This is a genomic window from Azospira sp. I13 (assembly GCF_003112695.1).
Taxonomy (GTDB): domain Bacteria; phylum Pseudomonadota; class Gammaproteobacteria; order Burkholderiales; family Rhodocyclaceae; genus Azospira.
This window is the reverse complement of sequence record NZ_BFBP01000014.1, coordinates 160,523-178,316: the sequence shown is the minus strand read 5'-3', so window position 1 is coordinate 178,316 and position 17,794 is coordinate 160,523. Positions and strand designations below refer to the sequence as shown.

At 66.2% G+C, this 17,794-nt stretch carries 15 protein-coding genes and 3 tRNA genes; 11 read left to right on the top strand and 7 right to left on the bottom strand.

Features of this window, described 5'->3' with window-relative positions:
* Positions 1–133 precede the first annotated feature (133 nt).
* Positions 134–1,069, top strand: coding sequence for a DMT family transporter (locus AZSI13_RS14820; RefSeq protein WP_235609789.1), 936 nt, complete (start codon positions 134–136; stop codon positions 1,067–1,069).
* 77 nt (positions 1,070–1,146) lie between these two features.
* Here AZSI13_RS14820 and recJ read toward each other — a convergent pair whose 3' ends face one another.
* Both recJ and AZSI13_RS14810 read right to left on the bottom strand, forming a co-directional pair.
* On the bottom strand, positions 1,147–2,844 hold the full coding sequence (gene recJ, locus AZSI13_RS14815; RefSeq protein ID WP_109041971.1) for a single-stranded-DNA-specific exonuclease RecJ: 1,698 nt from the start codon (positions 2,842–2,844) through the stop codon (positions 1,147–1,149).
* Positions 2,845–2,926: 82 nt separating this feature from the next.
* Positions 2,927–4,030, bottom strand: a complete 1,104-nt coding sequence (locus tag AZSI13_RS14810; RefSeq protein ID WP_133247328.1) for a hypothetical protein — start codon at positions 4,028–4,030, stop codon at positions 2,927–2,929.
* A gap of 296 nt (positions 4,031–4,326) precedes the next feature.
* On the opposite strand from AZSI13_RS14810, the gene AZSI13_RS14805 reads away from it, so the two are divergent.
* The 3 genes from AZSI13_RS14805 to AZSI13_RS14795 all read left to right on the top strand — a co-directional run bounded on the left by AZSI13_RS14805 (position 4,327) and on the right by AZSI13_RS14795 (position 8,441).
* Positions 4,327–5,574, top strand: a complete 1,248-nt coding sequence (locus tag AZSI13_RS14805; RefSeq protein ID WP_109041968.1) for a lipoprotein-releasing ABC transporter permease subunit — start codon at positions 4,327–4,329, stop codon at positions 5,572–5,574.
* Positions 5,567–6,256 carry a lipoprotein-releasing ABC transporter ATP-binding protein LolD gene (gene lolD, locus AZSI13_RS14800; protein ID WP_109041967.1) on the top strand — a complete coding sequence of 230 codons (690 nt, stop codon included), beginning with the start codon at positions 5,567–5,569 and terminating at the stop codon, positions 6,254–6,256. Before AZSI13_RS14805 ends, lolD begins: the two co-directional genes overlap by 8 nt.
* 166 nt (positions 6,257–6,422) lie before the next feature.
* Positions 6,423–8,441, top strand: a complete 2,019-nt coding sequence (locus AZSI13_RS14795) for a methyl-accepting chemotaxis protein (RefSeq protein WP_109041965.1) — start codon at positions 6,423–6,425, stop codon at positions 8,439–8,441.
* A 138-nt stretch (positions 8,442–8,579) separates the two neighbouring features.
* Here AZSI13_RS14795 and AZSI13_RS14790 read toward each other — a convergent pair whose 3' ends face one another.
* A complete protein-coding gene (locus tag AZSI13_RS14790) occupies positions 8,580–11,042 on the bottom strand; it encodes a ComEC/Rec2 family competence protein (protein WP_109041964.1) in 2,463 nt (820 codons plus the stop codon).
* Positions 11,043–11,141: 99 nt separating this feature from the next.
* Between AZSI13_RS14790 and AZSI13_RS14785 the strand changes: the two genes are divergently transcribed.
* Together AZSI13_RS14785 and AZSI13_RS14780 are read left to right on the top strand one after the other, a co-directional pair.
* On the top strand, positions 11,142–12,050 hold the full coding sequence (locus tag AZSI13_RS14785) for an alpha/beta fold hydrolase (protein ID WP_109041962.1): 909 nt from the start codon (positions 11,142–11,144) through the stop codon (positions 12,048–12,050).
* Entirely contained in the window at positions 12,047–12,820 is a 774-nt protein-coding gene (locus AZSI13_RS14780; RefSeq protein WP_109041960.1) for an alpha/beta fold hydrolase, read from the top strand. The genes AZSI13_RS14785 and AZSI13_RS14780 overlap by 4 nt, the downstream gene beginning before the upstream one ends.
* Before the next feature lie 131 nt (positions 12,821–12,951).
* Here the strand turns inward: AZSI13_RS14780 and dksA are convergent, their stop codons facing one another.
* The gene (dksA, locus tag AZSI13_RS14775; RefSeq protein WP_109041958.1) at positions 12,952–13,377 is read right to left on the bottom strand and encodes an RNA polymerase-binding protein DksA; all 426 of its coding nucleotides are present in this window, start codon (positions 13,375–13,377) and stop codon (positions 12,952–12,954) included.
* A 139-nt stretch (positions 13,378–13,516) separates the two neighbouring features.
* Here dksA and AZSI13_RS14770 point away from each other — a divergent pair.
* The 3 genes from AZSI13_RS14770 (at position 13,517) to AZSI13_RS14760 (ending at position 13,801) form a co-directional block, all read left to right on the top strand.
* Positions 13,517–13,593: transfer RNA gene (locus AZSI13_RS14770), tRNA-Pro, on the top strand.
* A gap of 41 nt (positions 13,594–13,634) precedes the next feature.
* Positions 13,635–13,711 (top strand) — tRNA-Arg (locus AZSI13_RS14765).
* Positions 13,712–13,725: 14 nt separating this feature from the next.
* Positions 13,726–13,801, top strand: a tRNA-His gene (locus tag AZSI13_RS14760).
* Positions 13,802–14,155: 354 nt separating this feature from the next.
* Here AZSI13_RS14760 and AZSI13_RS14755 read toward each other — a convergent pair.
* Entirely contained in the window at positions 14,156–15,715 is a 1,560-nt protein-coding gene (locus tag AZSI13_RS14755; protein ID WP_109041957.1) for a Na+/H+ antiporter, read from the bottom strand.
* Here AZSI13_RS14755 and AZSI13_RS17645 point away from each other — a divergent pair.
* Entirely contained in the window at positions 15,714–15,866 is a 153-nt protein-coding gene (locus tag AZSI13_RS17645) for a hypothetical protein (RefSeq protein ID WP_165833544.1), read from the top strand. The genes AZSI13_RS14755 and AZSI13_RS17645 overlap by 2 nt on opposite strands.
* Positions 15,867–15,896: 30 nt before the next feature.
* On the opposite strand, the gene AZSI13_RS14750 is transcribed toward AZSI13_RS17645, so the two are convergent.
* Positions 15,897–16,268: a glutaredoxin family protein gene (locus AZSI13_RS14750; RefSeq protein WP_109041955.1), complete on the bottom strand. Its 372-nt coding sequence runs from the start codon at positions 16,266–16,268 to the stop codon at positions 15,897–15,899.
* Positions 16,269–16,276: 8 nt separating this feature from the next.
* The gene (locus tag AZSI13_RS14745) at positions 16,277–17,116 is read right to left on the bottom strand and encodes an HDOD domain-containing protein (protein WP_109041954.1); all 840 of its coding nucleotides are present in this window, start codon (positions 17,114–17,116) and stop codon (positions 16,277–16,279) included.
* A gap of 234 nt (positions 17,117–17,350) precedes the next feature.
* On the opposite strand from AZSI13_RS14745, the gene AZSI13_RS14740 reads away from it, so the two are divergent.
* A complete protein-coding gene (locus AZSI13_RS14740) occupies positions 17,351–17,785 on the top strand; it encodes a YkgJ family cysteine cluster protein (protein ID WP_109041952.1) in 435 nt (144 codons plus the stop codon).
* Positions 17,786–17,794 lie beyond the last annotated feature (9 nt).

The following is a 17,794-nucleotide window of genomic DNA, read 5'->3' as shown; positions in this document are numbered from 1 at the left end:
AAAACCGGCAATTATACACTTGGGGCCAGCCTCCCGTGTGTCCCGCGTCACGGTGCAGCGGCCCCGGAGGCCGGGCGGGGGGGCGGGCAAAGGAGTAGACTCCCCTGTCTCGTGTTTTTCCATGGCTTGGCCCGTGTCCTCTTCCCCCTCCGCTCCGCCTAACGCGCCCGCCGGCGCCCCTTCCAGTTTCGAGCGCCTGCCCCGCCAGGGGCTGTTGCTGCTGGCCGCCCTGGCCCTGGGCTGGGGCTTCAACTGGCCCGTCATGAAAGTGGTGCTGTCCGAGGTGCCGCCCCTGTATTTCCGCGGCAGCTGCTTGCTGCTCGGGGGGCTGGGCATTCTCGCCATCGCCCGGGCGGGGGGCGGCAGCATCCGCGTGCCGCGCTGCCGCTGGGGGCGTTTGGCCCTGGTGACGGTGACCAACATCATCGGCTGGAATGTACTCGCCATCTACGGCGTCGGCTTGCTGCCCTCGGGACGGGCTGCCCTGCTGGGCTACACCATGCCCCTGTGGAGCGTGCTGCTGTCGGTGTGGATTCTCGGCGAACGGCTGACCACCCGCCGCATCGTTTCCCTGCTGCTGGGCCTCGCCGGAGTGGCGGTGCTGATGGGGGATAGCCTGCAAGGCATGTTGCAGGCGCCCCTGGGGGTGGCCTGCATGGTGGGGGCTGCCTGGAGCTGGGCCCTCGGGGTGGTGCTGCTGAAGCGGCTGCCGGTGGGCTTGTCCACCACCGCCCTGACCGGCTGGATGATGGTGCTGGGCGGGCTGCCCATGCTGGCGGCGGCGATTCCCCTGGAAACCTCCCGCCTCATCTGGCCTTCCTTCTGGCCGGCCTTCGGCGTTTTCTACAACACCTTCGTCGCCTTCATGTTCTGCTACTGGGCCTGGAACCGCATCGTCCTGATGGTGCCGGTGGCCGTTTCTTCCCTGTCGTCCCTGGTCACGCCCCTCATCGGGGTGCTGGGCGGGGCCTTGATCCTGGGGGAACAGCCGGGCTGGCGGGAGGGCGTGGCGGCCCTGCTGATCCTGGCGGCGGTGGCCGCCCTGTCCCTGAAGCGCGGCGGAGACTGAGCTCTGTACTGAGCCCGGTGCGCGAGCACTGATTACGGCGTGGGGTTGAATGCCGCCGGGCCCGGATTCCCTCCGGCTCAGGCCGGTGCGCAGTGCTCCACCACCAGCTGGGGCGTCTGCACCCCGTTGTAGTCGTTGATGGTCAGGCGGAAGGCCAGGCGGGCCCGGGGCCCCGGGTTGTCGGTGGCGTTGAACTGGATGGCTTCCAGCACCGAACGGTCCTTTTTCAGGCGCAGCTTGAGGTGCTTGTCCTTCAGCACCCGCTGGCTTTCCACTTCAAACACATCCTCGAAGAGGGGCGGCGGAAAGCCCTGGCCCCACACTTCGCCAGCCAGCATTTCGGCGACCGGCAGGCTGATGTAGCCGGTTTCCAGGGGGCCGTCGGTTTCCAGGGTGCGGGTCAGGTCGGCCGGGTTGAGCAGTTCGTCGGCCACCTGGGCGAAGAGGGCCTTGAATTCCTCGAAGCGATCTTCCATGAGGGTGGCGCCAGCGGCCATGGCATGGCCGCCGAAACGCAGCAGGATGCCGGGGGCCCGCTTGGAGACGAGATCCAGGGCATCCCGCAGATGCAGGCCGGGAATGGAGCGGCCGGAGCCCTTGATCTGGCCGCCATCGCCCCGGGCGAAGGCAAACACCGGGCGGTGCAGCTTTTCCTTGATGCGGGAGGCGAGGATGCCCACCACCCCCTGGTGCCATTCCGGGTCGAAGAGGGCGACGCCGGCACCGCTGGCCTCCAGGTCGAAATCTTCCAGATGGATGAGGGCCTGCTCCTGCATGCCGGCCTCGATTTCGCGCCGTTCCCGGTTGAGCTGGTCCAGCTGCTGGGCGATATTGGCGGCCCGGGCCTCGTCGTCGGTGATGAGGCACTCGATGCCCAGGCTCATGTCCGAAAGGCGGCCGGCGGCGTTGAGGCGGGGGCCGATGGTGAAGCCCAGGTCGAAGGCCGAGGCGGTCTGCAGGTTGCGGCCAGCGGCGCGGAAAAGGGCGCGGATGCCCGGGGTCAGCTTGCCTTCCCGCATCCGCTTCAAGCCCTGGGCCACCAGGATGCGGTTGTTGTGGTCCAGCTTGACCACGTCGGCCACCGTGCCCAGGGCCACCAGATCCAGCAGGCTGGCGAAATTGGGCTCCGGGCGCTCGCCGTCGAAAGCGCCGCGGCGGCGCATTTCCGCCCGCAGGGCCAGGGCCACATAGAACATCACGCCGACGCCGGCCAGGGCCTTGCTGGGGAAGTCGCAGCCGGGCTGGTTGGGGTTCACGATGCAGTCGGCTTCCGGCAGGGTTTCCGCCGCCAGGTGGTGGTCGGTGATGAGGGTGGCGATGCCTAACTGGCGTGCCGTTTCCACCCCCTCGATGCTGGCAATGCCGTTATCCACCGTCACCAGCAGGTCGGGCTGACGCTCGGCGGCCAGTTCCACGATCTGGGGCGAGAGGCCGTAGCCATGGATGAATCGGTCCGGCACCAGATAATCCACCGTCGCCCCCAGGAGGCGCAGGGCACGCACCGCCACGGCGGTGGCGGTGGCGCCGTCGCAGTCGTAGTCACCCACCACCAGGATGCGGGCCTCGGCCTCGATGGCGTCGGCCAGGAGAATGGCGGCCTCGGTGGTGCCGGTGAGGTCGGCGGGGGGAATGAGGCTTTTCAGGTCGTAATCCAGCTCGGCCCGATTCTTGATGCCCCGGGAGGCATAGATGCGGGCCAGCAGCGGGTGCAGGCCTTCCTGCTCCAGTTGCCATTGGGGGCGCGGGGGAATGGGGCGGGCGATGAGTTGGGTCATGGCGTGTGTGGAATCGGGTGTCGGGGCAGGCGTCGGGAAGCGGGCATCAGCAAGCGGGCATTAGCAAGCGGGGCGGGTAGCGTCAAGCCTGGGCCAGGCGCCGGGCCAGGGCTTGCAGGGGCTCAGGCTTGGGGGCGAAGAAGCCCAGCAGGCCGCGCTTGAGGTCTGCGGGAGTGAGCGTCCAGGTCAGGTCCCCGTAACTGGTGGCGGCGACGATCTGCAACTCGCTCAGGTTGCCCCGGGCCAGGGCCTGTTTCAGAGGGGCGAACCAGTCGGCTTCGAGGCGGGCGAGGGCGGCTTGCCAGGCCGGGGCGTCCTGGTCCTGGGCGGCTTGCTGTAAGCCGGAGAGGCACGCCAGATGGCGTTCTCCCTGGGGGGCAGCCTGGAGCAGGCCAGGGGCGGCCATCGGCAGGGGGTGGTGTTGGAGATTGGCTGCCAGCGCCAGTCCCCGGGCCAGGGGTTCGTCACCCCAGACCCCGCCGGGCGCTGCCGCTACCCCCTCAACAGCCAGGGTGCCGGGGCCCCATAGCCAGAGACCGTTCACGGCAGGCTGGCCCCGTTCGGCCCGGGCCTCGTTCACCGGATGGCTGTGCAGCAGCATCTGGATTTCGTTCATCAGCGCCACCAGCTGGCGGGAGGGGCGATCCGCCGGGGTCGGCAAATGCAGGCGGCGGCCGGCAGCGGCGGAGAGCGGTGGCAGGGCGTCCCAGGGCAGGGCAGCGGCCCAGGGAGTCTCCAGGCGCACGTACCAGCGTTCGGCGGTGATCGGGTGAAAGCTGGCCTCGCCGGCGTAGTGGGCGTTGAGGCTGGCAGCCAGGGCGGTCAGTTCTTCTGCTGCCAGTTCCAGCTGGCGGCCGTCGGCGACGACGATTTCCTCCTGGTGCAGGCGCAGGTGGATGGGGTCGGCGCACAGCCACAGGCCGTCATTGGGGTTGGCGCCGCGGTCGGTATCGGCGGGCTTGTCGGTCTCCCCCAGCAGGCGCAGGGCGCCCAGGGGCGGCGGTTGCAGGCCCAGCCAGCGGGTGGCCTGGGCTTCCGGCGCCAGGGCCGGCCCACGGTTGAGGTTGCTGCGGCCCCGCGGTGCCTGCAGCAGGGCGGCCAGGGCCGGGGTCTGCAGGGCGGACCAGGCCAGGTCGTCTTCCGGTTCGGGCCAGAGCAGTTCGGGAATGAGCAGGGTCAGACGCATGGGAGCAGGGCCGGGAGGCTTGTCAGAGTGGTGGCGGGCGGGGCGGCAGGGCCGGGTTGCAGCCTGCAGTCGGGGGCGGGCCGGGTATGGCCAGGGGGCAATGCCTGGGCCGGTGCCGATGCCGGGACGGTCGCCGGTAGCGGATGCGGCCAACGCATGTTGCCGAGGCTTCCAGCGGTGGCCGCCGATGCTCCGGGGCGGCCGGCAGCCGATGGCCGGAAGGTGGCCAAAAGCGGGCAAAAGTGTAGCATAGCGCCTTTGCTTTTTTGCCCGTTTCCCCCGGGCTTTCCAACGGCATGAAGCTGCCTTACGAACTGCTGGTCGGCCTGCGCTATACCCGGGCCAAGCGCCGCAACCATTTCATTTCCTTCATATCCCTCATCTCCATGGCCGGCATCGGCCTCGGGGTCGCCGCCCTGATTGTGGTGCTGTCGGTGATGAACGGTTTCCAGACCGAGCTGCGCACCCGCATCCTGGGCGTGGCTTCCCACATCCAGATCAGCGGCATGGGCGGCGAACTGCACAACTGGCTGGAGGTGGGCCGTCAGGCCCTGCAGCACCCGGAGGTGAAGGCGGCGGCGCCCTTTGTTCAGGCCCAGGCCATGCTTTCCCGGGAGGAGTCGGTGCGCGGCACCCTGGTGCGCGGCATCATCCCCGAGCTGGAAGACAAGGTGGCCGATTTCGCCCGCTTCATGAAGGCGGGCAAGCTTTCCGACCTGCAGCCCGGCGGTTTCGGCATTGTCCTCGGTTCCGACCTGGCCCATGCCCTGGGCGCCACCCTGGGCGACAAGGTGACCCTCATCGCGCCCCAGGGCACGGTGACCCCGGCGGGCCTGGTGCCGCGCTTGCGTTCCTTTACCGTGGTGGGCATTTTCGAAGCCGGCATGTACGAGTACGACTCCGGCCTGGCCCTCATCGACCTCAACGACGCCCAGCTGCTTTACCGGCTCGGCGAGGGGGTGACCGGCGTGCGCCTGAAGCTGGACGACCTCTTCCGCGCGCCCCGGGTGGCTCGGGAGCTGGTGCCCCTGATCCAGGAGGATGCCTATCTCTCCGACTGGACGCGCAGCCACGCCAATTTCTTCCGCGCCGTGCAAATCGAGAAAAACATGATGTTCATCATTCTTTCCCTGATTGTCGCCGTGGCAGCATTCAACATCGTTTCGACCCTGGTAATGACCGTGACCGACAAACAGGCGGATATCGCCATCCTGCGTACCCTGGGTGCCAGTCCCGGCAGCATCATGGCGGTCTTCATGGTGCAGGGCGCCCTCATCGGCGTGGTCGGCCTGGGACTTGGCGTAGCCGGCGGCGTGGCCCTGGCCCTCAATGTGGATGTGGTGGTGCCCTTCATCGAGCGGATGCTCGGCACCCAGTTCCTGGCCCGGGATGTCTATTACATTTCCCAGCTGCCCTCTGAACTGCAATGGAGCGACGTCACCGGCGTCACCACCATCGCCTTCGTGCTGGCCCTGGCCGCCACCCTCTACCCCAGCTGGCGCGCTTCCCGCGTCAATCCGGCGGAGGCCCTGCGCTATGAGTGAGCCGGTACTGCTGTGCCAGGGTCTGGCCAAGACCTATGCCCAGGGCGACCTGGAAGTGCCGGTGCTGTCCGGCGTCGATTTGACCCTGGCGCCAGGGGAGCGGGTGGCCGTGGTGGGAGCCTCCGGCTCCGGCAAGAGCACCCTGCTGCACCTCCTGGGCGGGCTGGACAAGCCGTCCGCCGGCAGCGTGCGCCTGATGGGGGCCGACCCCTTCGCTTTGGGCGAGGCCGCCCGGGGCGAGTGGCGTAACCGTTACCTGGGTTTCGTGTACCAGTTCCACCACCTGCTGGCGGAATTCACGGCCCTGGAAAACGTCGCCATGCCCCTGCTGATCCGCCGCACGCCGCGGCAGGAAGCGGAGCAGCAGGCCGCCGCCATCCTGGAAAAGGTGGGCCTGGGTCATCGCCGGCACCACCTGCCTTCGGAGCTTTCCGGCGGTGAGCGGCAGCGTGCCGCCATCGCCCGCGCCCTAGTCAATCGGCCGGCTTGTGTGCTGGCGGATGAACCGACTGGCAACCTGGACCGTCATACGGCGGAGCAGGTGTTCGGCCTGATGCTGGAAGTCAGCCGGGAGCAGGGGACGGCCTTCGTCATCGTCACCCACGATCCGGCCCTGGCGGCCCGTGCCGACCGCACGCTGCGCCTGACTGACGGCGGGCTGGCCCTGTCCCCGGCCGCCTGACGGCGATGGGCACCGCTGGTGCCCATCGGCTCCGGTAACAGCTCCGTGGTGAATCCCGGGGCATGGCCGGGCCGCGGAATAAAAAGATACAAGAGATACAAGCCATAAAAAAATGGGAGAAAACGGCTGCGGCCGTTGTTGCGCTGTTCAACGAGGAGTCACCACCATGAAAGCCCTTTTTGCGCCGGCTGTGGTGCTAATGCATCGGCTGACCTATCCGAAGAAGTTCGCCCTGATCGGACTGGTCGCCCTGATCGCCATTGCCGTGCTGTTCCTGAACCTGGCCCGCCAGTTGCAGAGTCAGATCCACCTGGCCAACGATGAACTGGCCGCCCTGGAAGTCATTGCGCCCATGGACCGCCTGGTACAGGCGGTGCAGCAGCACCGGGGCTTGTCCTCCGGGGTCATCAACGGCGATGCCAGCCTGAAGGACAAGGAAAGTGCCAAGGCGGCCGAAGTGGGAACTGCCGTCAGCAACCTGGAGCCGATTCTGCCGCCCACCGTGGTGGCTTCCGAGGAATGGAAGAAAATCAAGGCGGACTGGCAGTTCATCGCCAGCGACGGCCTATCCTGGACTGCCACGGAAAGCATTGCTTCCCATACCCGGCTGATTGCCGCCATTCTCCACCTCAAGGTGGATGTGGCCGACGAGAGTGGCCTGACCATCGATCCCAACATGGACTCCTACTATCTGCTGGAGACGGCCATCGTCAAGCTGCCTTCCATGCTGGAGCGTCTGGGGCAGACCCGGGCCAAGGGCACCGCCATCCTGGCCAAGAAGACCATCAACGAGCAGCAACGGGTGGATATCGGCATTCTCATGGCCCATGTCTCGGACACCCTGGCCTCCCTCAACACCAACCTGAGCAAGACGGCCCGCCACAACCCGGCTATCCGCGACACCCTGAAGGCGTCCTCCAAGGACATCAACGATGCGGTCAGCGGCCTGGTGAACGTGGTTAACCAGGACATCATCGCCGGCATGTTCGTCACTGATTCGGCCGACTACTTCAAGCAGTCCACCGCGGTCATCGACAAGGGCTACACTCAGCTCTACGATACCCTGCTGCCCACTGCCCGCCAGCTCATCAGCGAGCGCAAGGCCCGGGCCGAGCAGGGGCTGCGCCTTAACCTGGGGCTCTCCCTGGTCATGGTTCTGGTCTTTGTTTATTTCTCCGCCGGTGCCTACCTGGCCATCGTTTCCTGCATCAAGGATTTTTCCGGCAGCGCCCACCGCATTGCCCAGGGGGACCTGACGGCCCGCATCCACCTGCATTCCCGGGATGAACTGCAGCAAGTGGCTGGCAGCTTCAATGAAGTGGCGGCTGCCTTCTCCAGCCTGACCTTGAACGTGCAACAGAGCGTCGGCCAGCTCTCCGGCTCGGCCCGCAGCATGGCCGATGCCAGCCACCAGATCAGCCTTTCCACCCAGCAGCAGAGCGAGGCCGCTTCCTCCATGGCGGCAGCCATCGAAGAGATGACCGTGGGGGTCGATCACATCAGCAAGAACGCCCAGGATGCCCACGCCCTTTCATCTCAATCCGGCGACCTGTCGGCCCGTGGCGTGGAAGTGGTGGGCAACGTGGTGCGGGAGATCGAGCAGATCGCCGGCGTGGTGAACCAGTCCGCCGGTACCGTGGAGGCCCTGGGCCGTCACTCGGAGCAGATTTCCACCATCGTCGGCGTGATCAAGGAAATCGCCGACCAGACCAACCTGCTGGCGCTCAACGCCGCCATCGAAGCGGCCCGGGCCGGCGAGGCGGGCCGCGGCTTTGCCGTAGTGGCCGACGAGGTGCGCAAGCTGGCGGAGCGCACCGCTGCTTCCACTCAGGAAATCACCGACATGGTGGAAGCCATTCAGGGCGGTACGCGGAATGCGGTGAGCAGCATGAAGCAGGGCGTGGAACGGGTAACCCAGGGGGTGGAACTGGCTCGGGAAGCCGGCGACGCCATGGAGCAGATTCGTGCCGGCGCCCAGCAGGTGGTGGAAGTGGTGAGCGACATTTCCACTTCCCTGCGGGAGCAGAGCGCCGCCAGTACCGAAATCGCCCAGAACGTCGAGCGCATCGCCCAGATGGCCGAGGAAAACACCGCCGCCGTGGCAGCCAATGCCGAAACCGCCGGTCAGCTGGAAGTGCTTGCGGACGCCCTGCAGACCGAGGCTGGCCGCTTCCAGGCCGGTTGATCCGGGTTACTGTGAGCAAAAAGCCCGGGCACCGGCCCGGGCTTTTTTTCGTCGACACGGTTTGGCCTGGTCTGGCCCAATCCGGCTTGGAGGCCGCGGGAAGCGGCAGGAGAGGTTGGAGAGGGCGAGAGACGTCCCTCAAGGTGCATTTTCCATGCGGGGCTCATGCCAGTAGCGAGGATGGCGCTGGCGTTGGGCCTCGGCCGTGACCCCCTGGTCGTCCAGCACCAGGGAGATTGCACCATCCCGGTCGGTGCGCCAGAGGCGGGGGCTTGCCTGTGCGGCGTAGCGGGCCACCACGTCGGCCTTGGGGTGGCCGAAACGGTTGCGGTAACCGACGGGAAAGATCACCTCCCGGGCCTGTATTGCCGCCACAAACGCCGGTGTCGATGAAGTACGGCTGCCGTGGTGCGGCGCCACCAGGGCTGTGCTGCGCAGTTCGGCAGCGGCATCGGCCAGCAGTCGGGCCTCATCGGCCGCTTCAATATCCGAGGTGAGCAGGATGCTGTGTTCGCCGCGGCTGATCTTCAGTACGCAGCTCTGGTGGTTGGCCTTGCTTTCCGGCATCTCCACCCGGCCGGGGGGCGGGTGCAGCATGGCTAGGGTGATGCCCTCCCATTGCCAGCGCTGGCCGGCGGCGCAGGCCTGGCGCTGACGGGCCCGGGGCTGCAGTTCCCGGGCTTCCGGGGAGTCCGGCGGCAGGGAGTCGATGAGTTGTTCCACCGGCAGGGTTTCCAGTACCGAGCGGGCACCACCCGAGTGGTCCCAGTCCCGGTGGGTGATGACCATGGTGTCGAGCCGCTCCACTCCCATGGCCCGTAGCCAGGGCACCACCAGGCGCTCTCCGGCATCGGATTCGGGGCTGTAATAGGGGCCGGCATCGTAGAGCAGGGTATGGTCGGCCGTGCGCACGGCGACTGCCAGTCCCTGGCCCACATCCAGCACCGTCACCCAGGCGGCACCGGGAGGCGGCCGGGGCTGGGGCGTCGCCAGCAGCGGCAGCAGCAGGCACAGACCGAGCCAGCGGCCCGGCCAGCCTCGGGGGAGAAAAAGGAAACTGCAACCCAGGGCGGCGAGCAGCAGCGAGAGCGTATCCGGGGCCGGCGGCAGCCAGCGGGCGCCAGGCAGGGCAGCCAGGGCCTCGAGGATGCCCATCAGGCCGCTGAGGAGGGCGTGGGCGCCTTCTGCCAGGCCCGGCAACGGCAATACGGCGGCCAGCAGGGCCAGGGGCGTCACCACCAGGCTGACCAGGGGAATGGCCAGGGCATTGGCCAAAGGGGAAACGAGTGAGAACTGCTGGAAGTAGGCCAGCAGCAAGGGCAGGGTGGCGAGGCTGGCGACGGCCTGGGCCAACCCCCAGCGTTTGAGCATCTGCCCGAGTCGCTGTCGTAGCGGAAGCGGTTGGGCCGGGCTGGCCGATGTCGAGGCTGTGTCGCCCCCGGCAGCCAGAAGCAGGGCGGCCACGGCCACGAAAGAGAGCCAGAAGCCGGGGGAAAGGGGCGCCCAGGGGTCCAGCAGCAGTACCGGCAGCAGGGCGAAGGAAAGAATGTGGCCGCTGCTGACGTGGCGGCGGCTGAGTAACGCCAGGGCGGCACCGCTGAGCATGGACAGGGTTCGTAGGGCAGGTACGGCAGCGCCGGCCAGCAGGGTGTAAGCCAGGGCCGCACTCCAGCCAGCCAGGATGGCGCCCCCTTGGGCTGGCCAGATTTCCGGCAGGCGGGGCAAGCGGCGCCACAGCCGGCCCATCAGCCAGGCGGCGAGGCCGGCGACCATGGTGACGTGGAGGCCGGAGATGGACATTAGATGGGTGGTGCCGGTGGCGGCGAAGACCTTCCACTGCTCGCCGGGAATGGCCTGTTGGTCACCCACGGCCAGGGCGGAGAGGATACCGGCGTAGGGATGGTCCGCCGCCGGCAGACGTTCCTGGAAGCCTTGGTGCACGGCGTGGCGCAGGGCTTCGATACGGGTCCCCGGACTGTGGCGGTTGCCCAGCAATCGGTTTTCCGGGCTGTCCCGCACATAGCCGGTGCCGTCGACACCCCTTTCCAGCAGCCAGGCTTCATAGTCGAAGCCGCTGCCGTTGGCATGGCCGTGGGGGCGCTTCAGGCGCAGCAGCAGTTGCCAGTGCTGGCCGGGGAGGAGGTCCGGGGGCGGGTTGCGGCGGCTCTCCGGTTCTGCCGTCGTCTCGCTGGGGCGCTGGTACCAGGAAACGTGCAGGGTCGCCCCTGGCAAGCGGGGATCGTCTTCATCCGTCACCAGGGTGAAGCGCTGACCCCGGCCGAAGGACTGGGGTAAGCCGGCAATGGTGCCGCGCAGTTGCAGGTCCTCCCCTTCCAGGGCAGCCGGCAAGCGAGAGGCCAGGCGCAGGTCGGCCCGCCAGCCTGCCCAGGCAAAGCCCAGGGCCAGGGCTGCAAGGCAGAGCGCCAGTTGCCGAACCTGGCTTCGGGGGGCTCGCAGAACGGGAAGGGTGGGGTGGATGGTTAAAACACCCAGCACTGCGAGGGCTGCCCCCAGTAGCCATAGCCAGGGCCAGACAGGCAGGGCCTCTTGCTGCTGGAGCAGCACAATACCGGCAGTAAAGGCGAGGATGGGCAGGTTCATGGCATGGGAATAATGCCATGGGGGTCATCTGGCCGGGAGGTCGGCCCCGGGATGGGGAGTGCTAGACTGCAAGCCTAGTCTTTGTTGGAGATGCAGCTCATGGGAATTTGCGACAGCCTGCACCGCCTCTTCTTTCCGCGACCAACGATGCGTGAGGGGCGGGTGCTATGCGCCGCCCTGGATGGTTCCGGCCTGCACCGCATGGCCTATACGGAATGGGGCGACCGGGATAATCCGAAAGTGTTGATCTGCGTCCATGGCCTGACACGCAATGGCCGGGATTTCGACTTCCTCGCCCAGGCCCTGGCACGGGATTACCGGGTGGTCTGCCCCGACGTGGTGGGCCGGGGGCGCAGCGACTGGCTGCGCCAGCACAATGGCTACGGCTTTCCCCAATACGTCTCGGACATGGTGGCCCTGATCGCCCGGCTGGGCGTGGATGAGGTCCATTGGCTGGGCACTTCCATGGGGGGGCTGATCGGCATGTTGCTGGCCTCTCTGGAGCGGACGCCCATCACCCGCCTGATTCTCAACGACGTGGGGCCGGTCATCACCCGGGAGTCCCTGCGCCGCATTGGCGACTACCTGGGCGTGGCGCCCCGCTTCCCCGATCTTGCCGCTGCCGAAGCCTTCATCCGCGAGGTCTCGGCGCCCTTTGGTGCCCTCAGCGATGCCCAGTGGCGTCACCTGACCTTGCACAGCGTTCGCCAGACCGCCGACGGCGATTGGGAGATGCGCTACGACCCGGGCATTGCCGTGCCGTTCCGGGCGGGCATGGCCATGCACCAGGATGTGGTGCTATGGCCATGCTACGACGCCATCCGCTGCCCGACCCTGGTCATCCGTGGTGCCGAATCCGACCTGTTGCCCCGGGAGTCACTGGCCCAGATGGCCGAGCGAGGGCCGCGGGCCTGGACCCGGGAAATTCCCGGCGTCGGCCACGCCCCGATGTTCCTGGATGAGGCCCAGGTGGCGGTGGTACGGGATTTCCTGCTGGGTACCGAATGAGGGAATGGGTGGAAGTCGGCGGGTGTCGGCTTGAGTATGAATGGGTGGGGGTGGCCAAGCCGGGGTGCCCCACCCTGGTCTTTCTCCATGAAGGACTGGGCTGCATTGCCGTGTGGCGGGACTTCCCCCAACGGCTGGCTGACGCCACCGGCTGCCGGACCCTGGTCTTTTCCCGTCGGGGTTACGGCAATTCAGATCCTGTCCCTGGGCCCAGGACGGCCCGTTACATGCATGAAGAGGCCCTGGAGGTACTGCCGTGCCTGCTGCAGGCCCTTGGCGTCGAGCAGCCGGTGCTGGTTGGGCATTCCGATGGCGCCTCCATCGCCCTGATCCATGCAGGTAGCCATCCCCAGGGAGTTGCCGGGGTGGTGGTACTGGCGCCCCACTGCTGGGTGGAGGCGGAAGCCCTGGCAGGCATCCGCCGGGCCGGCCAGGTTTGGCGTGAAACCGACTGGCCGCAAAGGCTGGGTCGCCATCACCGGGATGGCGACCGGGTTTTTCACGACTGGCACGACACCTGGCTGTCCGAGGCCTTCCGGGACTGGAACATCGAAGCTTGCCTGGCGGGTATCGCTGTGCCGGTGCTGGCGATTCAAGGGATTCAGGACGAATACGCCACCCTGCGCCAGATCGAGGTCATTGCCGAGCGGGTGCCGGCTGCCGTCAGCCTGCTGAAGCTGGCGGATTGCGGTCATTCCCCCCATCGGGACCAGCCGGAGGCGGTGATCCGGGCGATCGTCGATTACCTGAGACAGTTACCGCAAGCCTGAGCCAGGGGGCAGCGGTGCGAAGCGTGGGGTGGCAACGCTCAGCCCACTCGGTCCCCCGCAGGCAGGCAAACAAAAAGCGCAGCCTGGGCTGCGCTTTTTTGTGAGTCCCCGGGAATCCCCCGGCGGCGCCCTTACTTGGCGACCTGCTTTTCCCGCAGCTCTTCCAGGGTCTTGCAGTCGATGCACAGGGTAGCGGTGGGGCGGGCTTCCAGGCGCTTGATGCCGATTTCCACGCCGCACTTGTCGCAGAAGCCGTAGTCGCCGCTATCGATGCGGCCCAGGGTTTCGTCGATCTTCTTGATCAGCTTGCGTTCCCGGTCCCGGTTGCGCAGTTCCAGGGCGATATCCGTCTCCTGGCTGGCGCGGTCGTTGGGGTCGGCAAAGACAGTGGCTTCATCCTGCATGGTATGCACCGTGCGTTCGATGTCGGCCATCAGTTCCTGCTTCAGGTTTTCCAGAATGGCGCGGAAGTGAGCCAACTGCTTGCTGTTCATGTATTCCTCGCCCTTTTTAGGGACGTAGGGCGTGAAATGTTTGTGGAGCAAATCTTCAGCCATGTTGGAAGACCATCCGTTTGGAAAAAGGCGATTAAATATCAGAAAAGCATCTTACCCGCAACATTGTCCGATTGCATGAAAAAAAACATCTTTTGGCAATTGACGAGGGGTGGGGGCGTGTGTAGAATGCGCCTCTCTTCGGGGCGTAGCGCAGCCTGGTAGCGCATCTGCTTTGGGAGCAGAGGGTCGTGAGTTCGAATCCCACCGCCCCGACCAGCAGATTCAGGTTGTACCCGTAGCAAGGCGAGTAAGAATGAGCGCCCGTAGCTCAACTGGATAGAGCAACGGCCTTCTAAGCCGTAGGTTGTGAGTTCGAGCCTCGCCGGGCGCGCCAAACAGGTTTCTGTGGCGGCATTAGCTCAGTCGGTAGAGCACTGGATTGTGATTCCAGGTGTCACCGGTTCGATCCCGGTATGTCGCCCCAAAATAGGCCCGCGTAATCGAAAGGTTACGCGGGCTTTCTCTTTTTTCAGTCGTTATTGTTGATCTACAAAAAATAGAATTGTTCTACAAAAAGGCCGGCTTTGATGCTGGCCTTTTTGTTGCCCAAGTGCAGAGCCCTGCAGTTGGCGTTTCTTTCGACACAATCGCTGTTCCAGCCTTCTCTGCTGCAGCGCCGCTGAGTAGAAGTTGTGTCTTTTTGAGCGATTCTCTATCGCTCAACGCGGTGGCCGGTAAATTCCCAAATTGTATGCCCCGATCCAGGGTGGCGATTGGCGGCTTGGTTGCTGCATTTGCCACGGCCCTGAATTCCCTTGTCGGCCTGATGGACCGGGCATCAGAGCTGGGCCTGCTGGTAGTCCAGGATTTCTTCCTGGTGGCGCATCACCTCGTCGCTGATGTCATTGTTGCGCCACAGTCGGATCAGCTCCCGACGTTCGGCCTTGATGACGGCCAGGCGCAGGCGGGTCTGCCATTCGGCCTGGGGTGACAGGGCTGGTCCTTCCGGGGTGCTGAGGGCCAGGCGATCGGTGATTTCCTCCTGCAGGGGGCGGGCCCACTCCCGCGGGACCTGTTCCTTTTCCAGCAATTCGTCGATGGTGGCCAGGGCGGCGGCCTGCATGGCGTCGCGCACCTTGTGGTGCTCGTGGGCCATGCTCCAGTCCGAGCCGACCTTGAGCTTGCGGATCAGGGGGGCCAGGGTTAGGCCCTGGCCCAGTAGGGTGAAGGCGATGACGCAGAAGGTGATGAAGATGATCAGGTCCCGCGCCGGGAAGGGGGAGCCATCGGGCAGGCTGGCCGGCAGGGCCAGGGCTGCGGCCAGGGAAACGATGCCACGCATGCCGCACCAGCTGATGATGGCCAGTTCGCCGCTGTGGGGCGGTGCATTGCGTTCGTGCAGCTTGCCGCTCAGCCAGTGGGGCAGGAAGGCCACCGGGAAAACCCAGAGAAAACGCACGGCGACGGCCACCAGGGTGATGAAGCCGCCGAGGAATAGCAGGTCCGACAGCGGAATGCCGCCCAGGTTGTGCATGACGTCGGACATCTGGATGCCGATGAGGATGAAGATCAGGCTGTTCAGCATGAAGACCAGCACGTTCCACAGGGACCGGGCCATGATGCGCATCTCGGCGGAAACGATCTCCGGCGAATAGCGGCCCCGCACCAGGCCGGCGGCCACGACGGCCAGCACACCGGAGACGTGCAAGGATTCTGCTGCCACGTAGGTGGCATAGGGAATGGTCAGCACGGTGATGACTTCGATCAGCGGGTCTCCCAGGCGCCGGTGGATGGCGATGAAGAGAAAAGCCAGGGCCATGCCGACGGCAATGCCCCCCAGCGAGACCAGGGCAAACTGGCCGCTGGCCTCGCCGAAGGAAAAGGCGCCAGTCAGCACGGCGGCGATGGCCAGCTTGTAGATCACCAGGCCCGAGGCGTCGTTCACCAGGCTTTCCCCCTCCAGGATGGTGACGATGTGCCGCGGGATGTTGAGTCGAGAAAGGATGGCCGTGGCCGCCACCGCGTCCGGCGGGGAGATGATGGCGCCGAGGACGAAGGCGGCCGCCCAGGGCACGGAAGGCACCATCAGCTTGAGGGCGCCGCCCACCGCCAGGGTGGTGGCGATGACCAGGCCGATGGCCAGCAGGCTGATGGGCCGGATGTTGGCCTTGAAATCGCTCCAGGAGGTCAGCAGGGCTGCCTGGTAGAGGATGGGGGGCAGGACGATGACCAGGATCAGCTGGGGATCGAAGGGAATCTGGGGCAGCCGGGGCAGGGTCCCCAGCAAGGCGCCGCCTACCACCAGGGCAATGGGGTAGGGCAGCTTGAACTGGCGTGCCAGCCAGCCCAGGGCGACGGCGCATACCATGAAGAGAATGAGGAGTTCGACCAGCAGCATGATTTCCAACGTTCAGGACAAGGGGGCTGCCCTTCCCGTCGCCGGAAAGCTGCGCATCGGTGCCATTACCCGGGGCTGCGGCTTCCGGGCCGGGCAGTCCCGGGAGCGGGAGTGCGAACATGACGTATGGGAAAGGCAGGCGCCATTGTAGCCGGGCCGGCCTTCATCGCGGCGTTTCCCGTCAGCGTAGGGCCGTCAGGAATTCCTCGGAGTCGAAACCTTCCTTCATTTGATGACCGCGGACAATCAGGAAGGGGGTGCCGGTGGCGCCATAGGCCCGGAATTCCGTTTCGCAACGGGGTTCGATGCTCATGTTGCATTCGGTGAAGGCAAAACCATACTGCCGCAGCCAGCCTTTGGCCTGGTTGCAGTAGACGCATTCGGTCGTGGAATACATCACCACCTCATCGGCCCGCACCGTGGCGGCGACGGCCTGCAACTCCTCCAGGGTGGGGGTGGCTGCGGCCGTCAGGGACGAGGCCGGAGGTGTCGCATTTTTCCAGCCGAAATAAAGGGCGACAGCCAGTACGGAAAGGAGAATGAGGGGGCGCATGGCCAGTGTCAGAAAGTCAGGGCGCCGGTCAGGGAGGCCACTTCGGCTGCCGACTCCTCCAGAATGCTGCTCAGGGTGTCTTCGCCGATGGCCATGTCCAGATTGGCCGGCAGGCCCGGAGGCGCGTCAGGGGAGGGCGGGGTTTGCAGGGGCGAGGGCACGGGGGAGAGATGCTCGGCCAGCAGCAGGGTATCTCCCAGGCTTTCGGGAGGAATGGCCAGATAGCCATCCCAGTAGGCCTGGATACCCTCCTGCACGGCCGCCGGCACTTCCAGCAACTTGAGGATCGCAGTACCCACGGTGGCGGCGCCGCCTTCGTTCCATTCCACCCGGTCCCCCTCCAGCAGGCCGGGGAATTCCTGGGCCCGGGAGAGCAGGTAGAAACCGGCTACTTCGTGGACGATGCCGGCGAAGAGCGCCGTTTCCACATCCACATGGGTGATGCGGCGAGCCAGTACATGGGCCAGGGAAGCCACATGGGCCGTGTGTTCCCAGAGCTGGCTGGCCCATTGGCGCAGGGCCTGGTCCGTCGGGATACCTGCCAGCTGGCGGGCAATCAGGGCCGCCGCCAGGGTGCGCACGGTGCGAAAGCCGAGACGGGCGACGGCGGTGCGCACGTCGGCGATTTCCCGGCCGGAGCGGTTGTAGGCGATGGAATTGGCCATGGCCACCACCCGGGCCGCCAGCAGGGGTTCGGCCTGGATCAGCCGGGTGGCTGCCTCGATGTGGCATTCTGGGTCTTCCAGGGTTTGGCGTAGCTTCATTGCCACCCGGGCGCTGGTGGGAAAGGCGAGTTCGCCCCGGGCAACGTCCGCGGCGAGGGTATTGAAAACGGCTTGTCTGTCCATGGTGGGCCATCATACCCGGGCCGGGTGGCGATTGCGAAGATGGACGGCCCGAAAGGCCTGCCATCGCTGCGGCGGGCGAGGGGGCTTATCAAGCGGGTCAAGTTTTTTTACACTGCGTTCCCGGTGTCGCATGTCCGTATTTCACCCCAAGGGGGATTCCCCACGTCGGCGCCACGTTGGCCCTGTGTCGGGTGCCACTTTCATTCCCGTTTCTTTTGATCATCTGCCATCGCCATGCCCCAGATCAGCATTCGCACCGAGGACGACCGCATCCACTACGACATGTCCGGTGACGACCATCCCTGCGTGGGGTGCGGCGCCTGCTGCAAGTTTTTCCGGGTGTCCTTCTACCATGGCGAGTTGGATACCCAGCCGGGGGGTTGCGTGCCGGCGGAGCTGACCACCCAGGTGACGCCCTTTCGCGCCTGTATGCAGGGGACGGAGGCGGGCAATGCCCCCTGTGTTGCCCTGGATGGGGATGGCCGCTGCGGCATCTACGAGCGGCGCCCGTCGGTCTGCCGGGAATTTCCGGCCCTGATGGAAGACGGCAGCCTCAACCCGGAATGCATCCGGCTGAAGACCCTGTTCGGCCTGATGCCGGGCACTCAGCCCGACATGTCAGAAATGCCCCCCGGTGGGGTCATGGACGAACCCCGGCGGGCAGCCTAGCCCGCTTTT

Coding starts and splice junctions, on each gene's coding strand:
- AZSI13_RS14790 (WP_109041964.1), bottom strand. CDS start 11,042: ATGAACCTGCCCATCCTCGCCTTTACTGCCGGTATTGTGCTGCTCCAG.
- AZSI13_RS14805 (WP_109041968.1), top strand. CDS start 4,327: ATGAAGCTGCCTTACGAACTGCTGGTCGGCCTGCGCTATACCCGGGCC.
- AZSI13_RS14755 (WP_109041957.1), bottom strand. CDS start 15,715: ATGCTGCTGGTCGAACTCCTCATTCTCTTCATGGTATGCGCCGTCGCC.
- AZSI13_RS14740 (WP_109041952.1), top strand. CDS start 17,351: ATGCCCCAGATCAGCATTCGCACCGAGGACGACCGCATCCACTACGAC.
- AZSI13_RS14750 (WP_109041955.1), bottom strand. CDS start 16,268: ATGCGCCCCCTCATTCTCCTTTCCGTACTGGCTGTCGCCCTTTATTTC.
- AZSI13_RS17645 (WP_165833544.1), top strand. CDS start 15,714: ATGATTTCCAACGTTCAGGACAAGGGGGCTGCCCTTCCCGTCGCCGGA.
- recJ (WP_109041971.1), bottom strand. CDS start 2,844: ATGACCCAACTCATCGCCCGCCCCATTCCCCCGCGCCCCCAATGGCAA.
- AZSI13_RS14810 (WP_133247328.1), bottom strand. CDS start 4,030: ATGCGTCTGACCCTGCTCATTCCCGAACTGCTCTGGCCCGAACCGGAA.
- lolD (WP_109041967.1), top strand. CDS start 5,567: ATGAGTGAGCCGGTACTGCTGTGCCAGGGTCTGGCCAAGACCTATGCC.
- AZSI13_RS14745 (WP_109041954.1), bottom strand. CDS start 17,116: ATGGACAGACAAGCCGTTTTCAATACCCTCGCCGCGGACGTTGCCCGG.
- dksA (WP_109041958.1), bottom strand. CDS start 13,377: ATGGCTGAAGATTTGCTCCACAAACATTTCACGCCCTACGTCCCTAAA.
- AZSI13_RS14795 (WP_109041965.1), top strand. CDS start 6,423: ATGAAAGCCCTTTTTGCGCCGGCTGTGGTGCTAATGCATCGGCTGACC.
- AZSI13_RS14785 (WP_109041962.1), top strand. CDS start 11,142: ATGGGAATTTGCGACAGCCTGCACCGCCTCTTCTTTCCGCGACCAACG.
- AZSI13_RS14780 (WP_109041960.1), top strand. CDS start 12,047: ATGAGGGAATGGGTGGAAGTCGGCGGGTGTCGGCTTGAGTATGAATGG.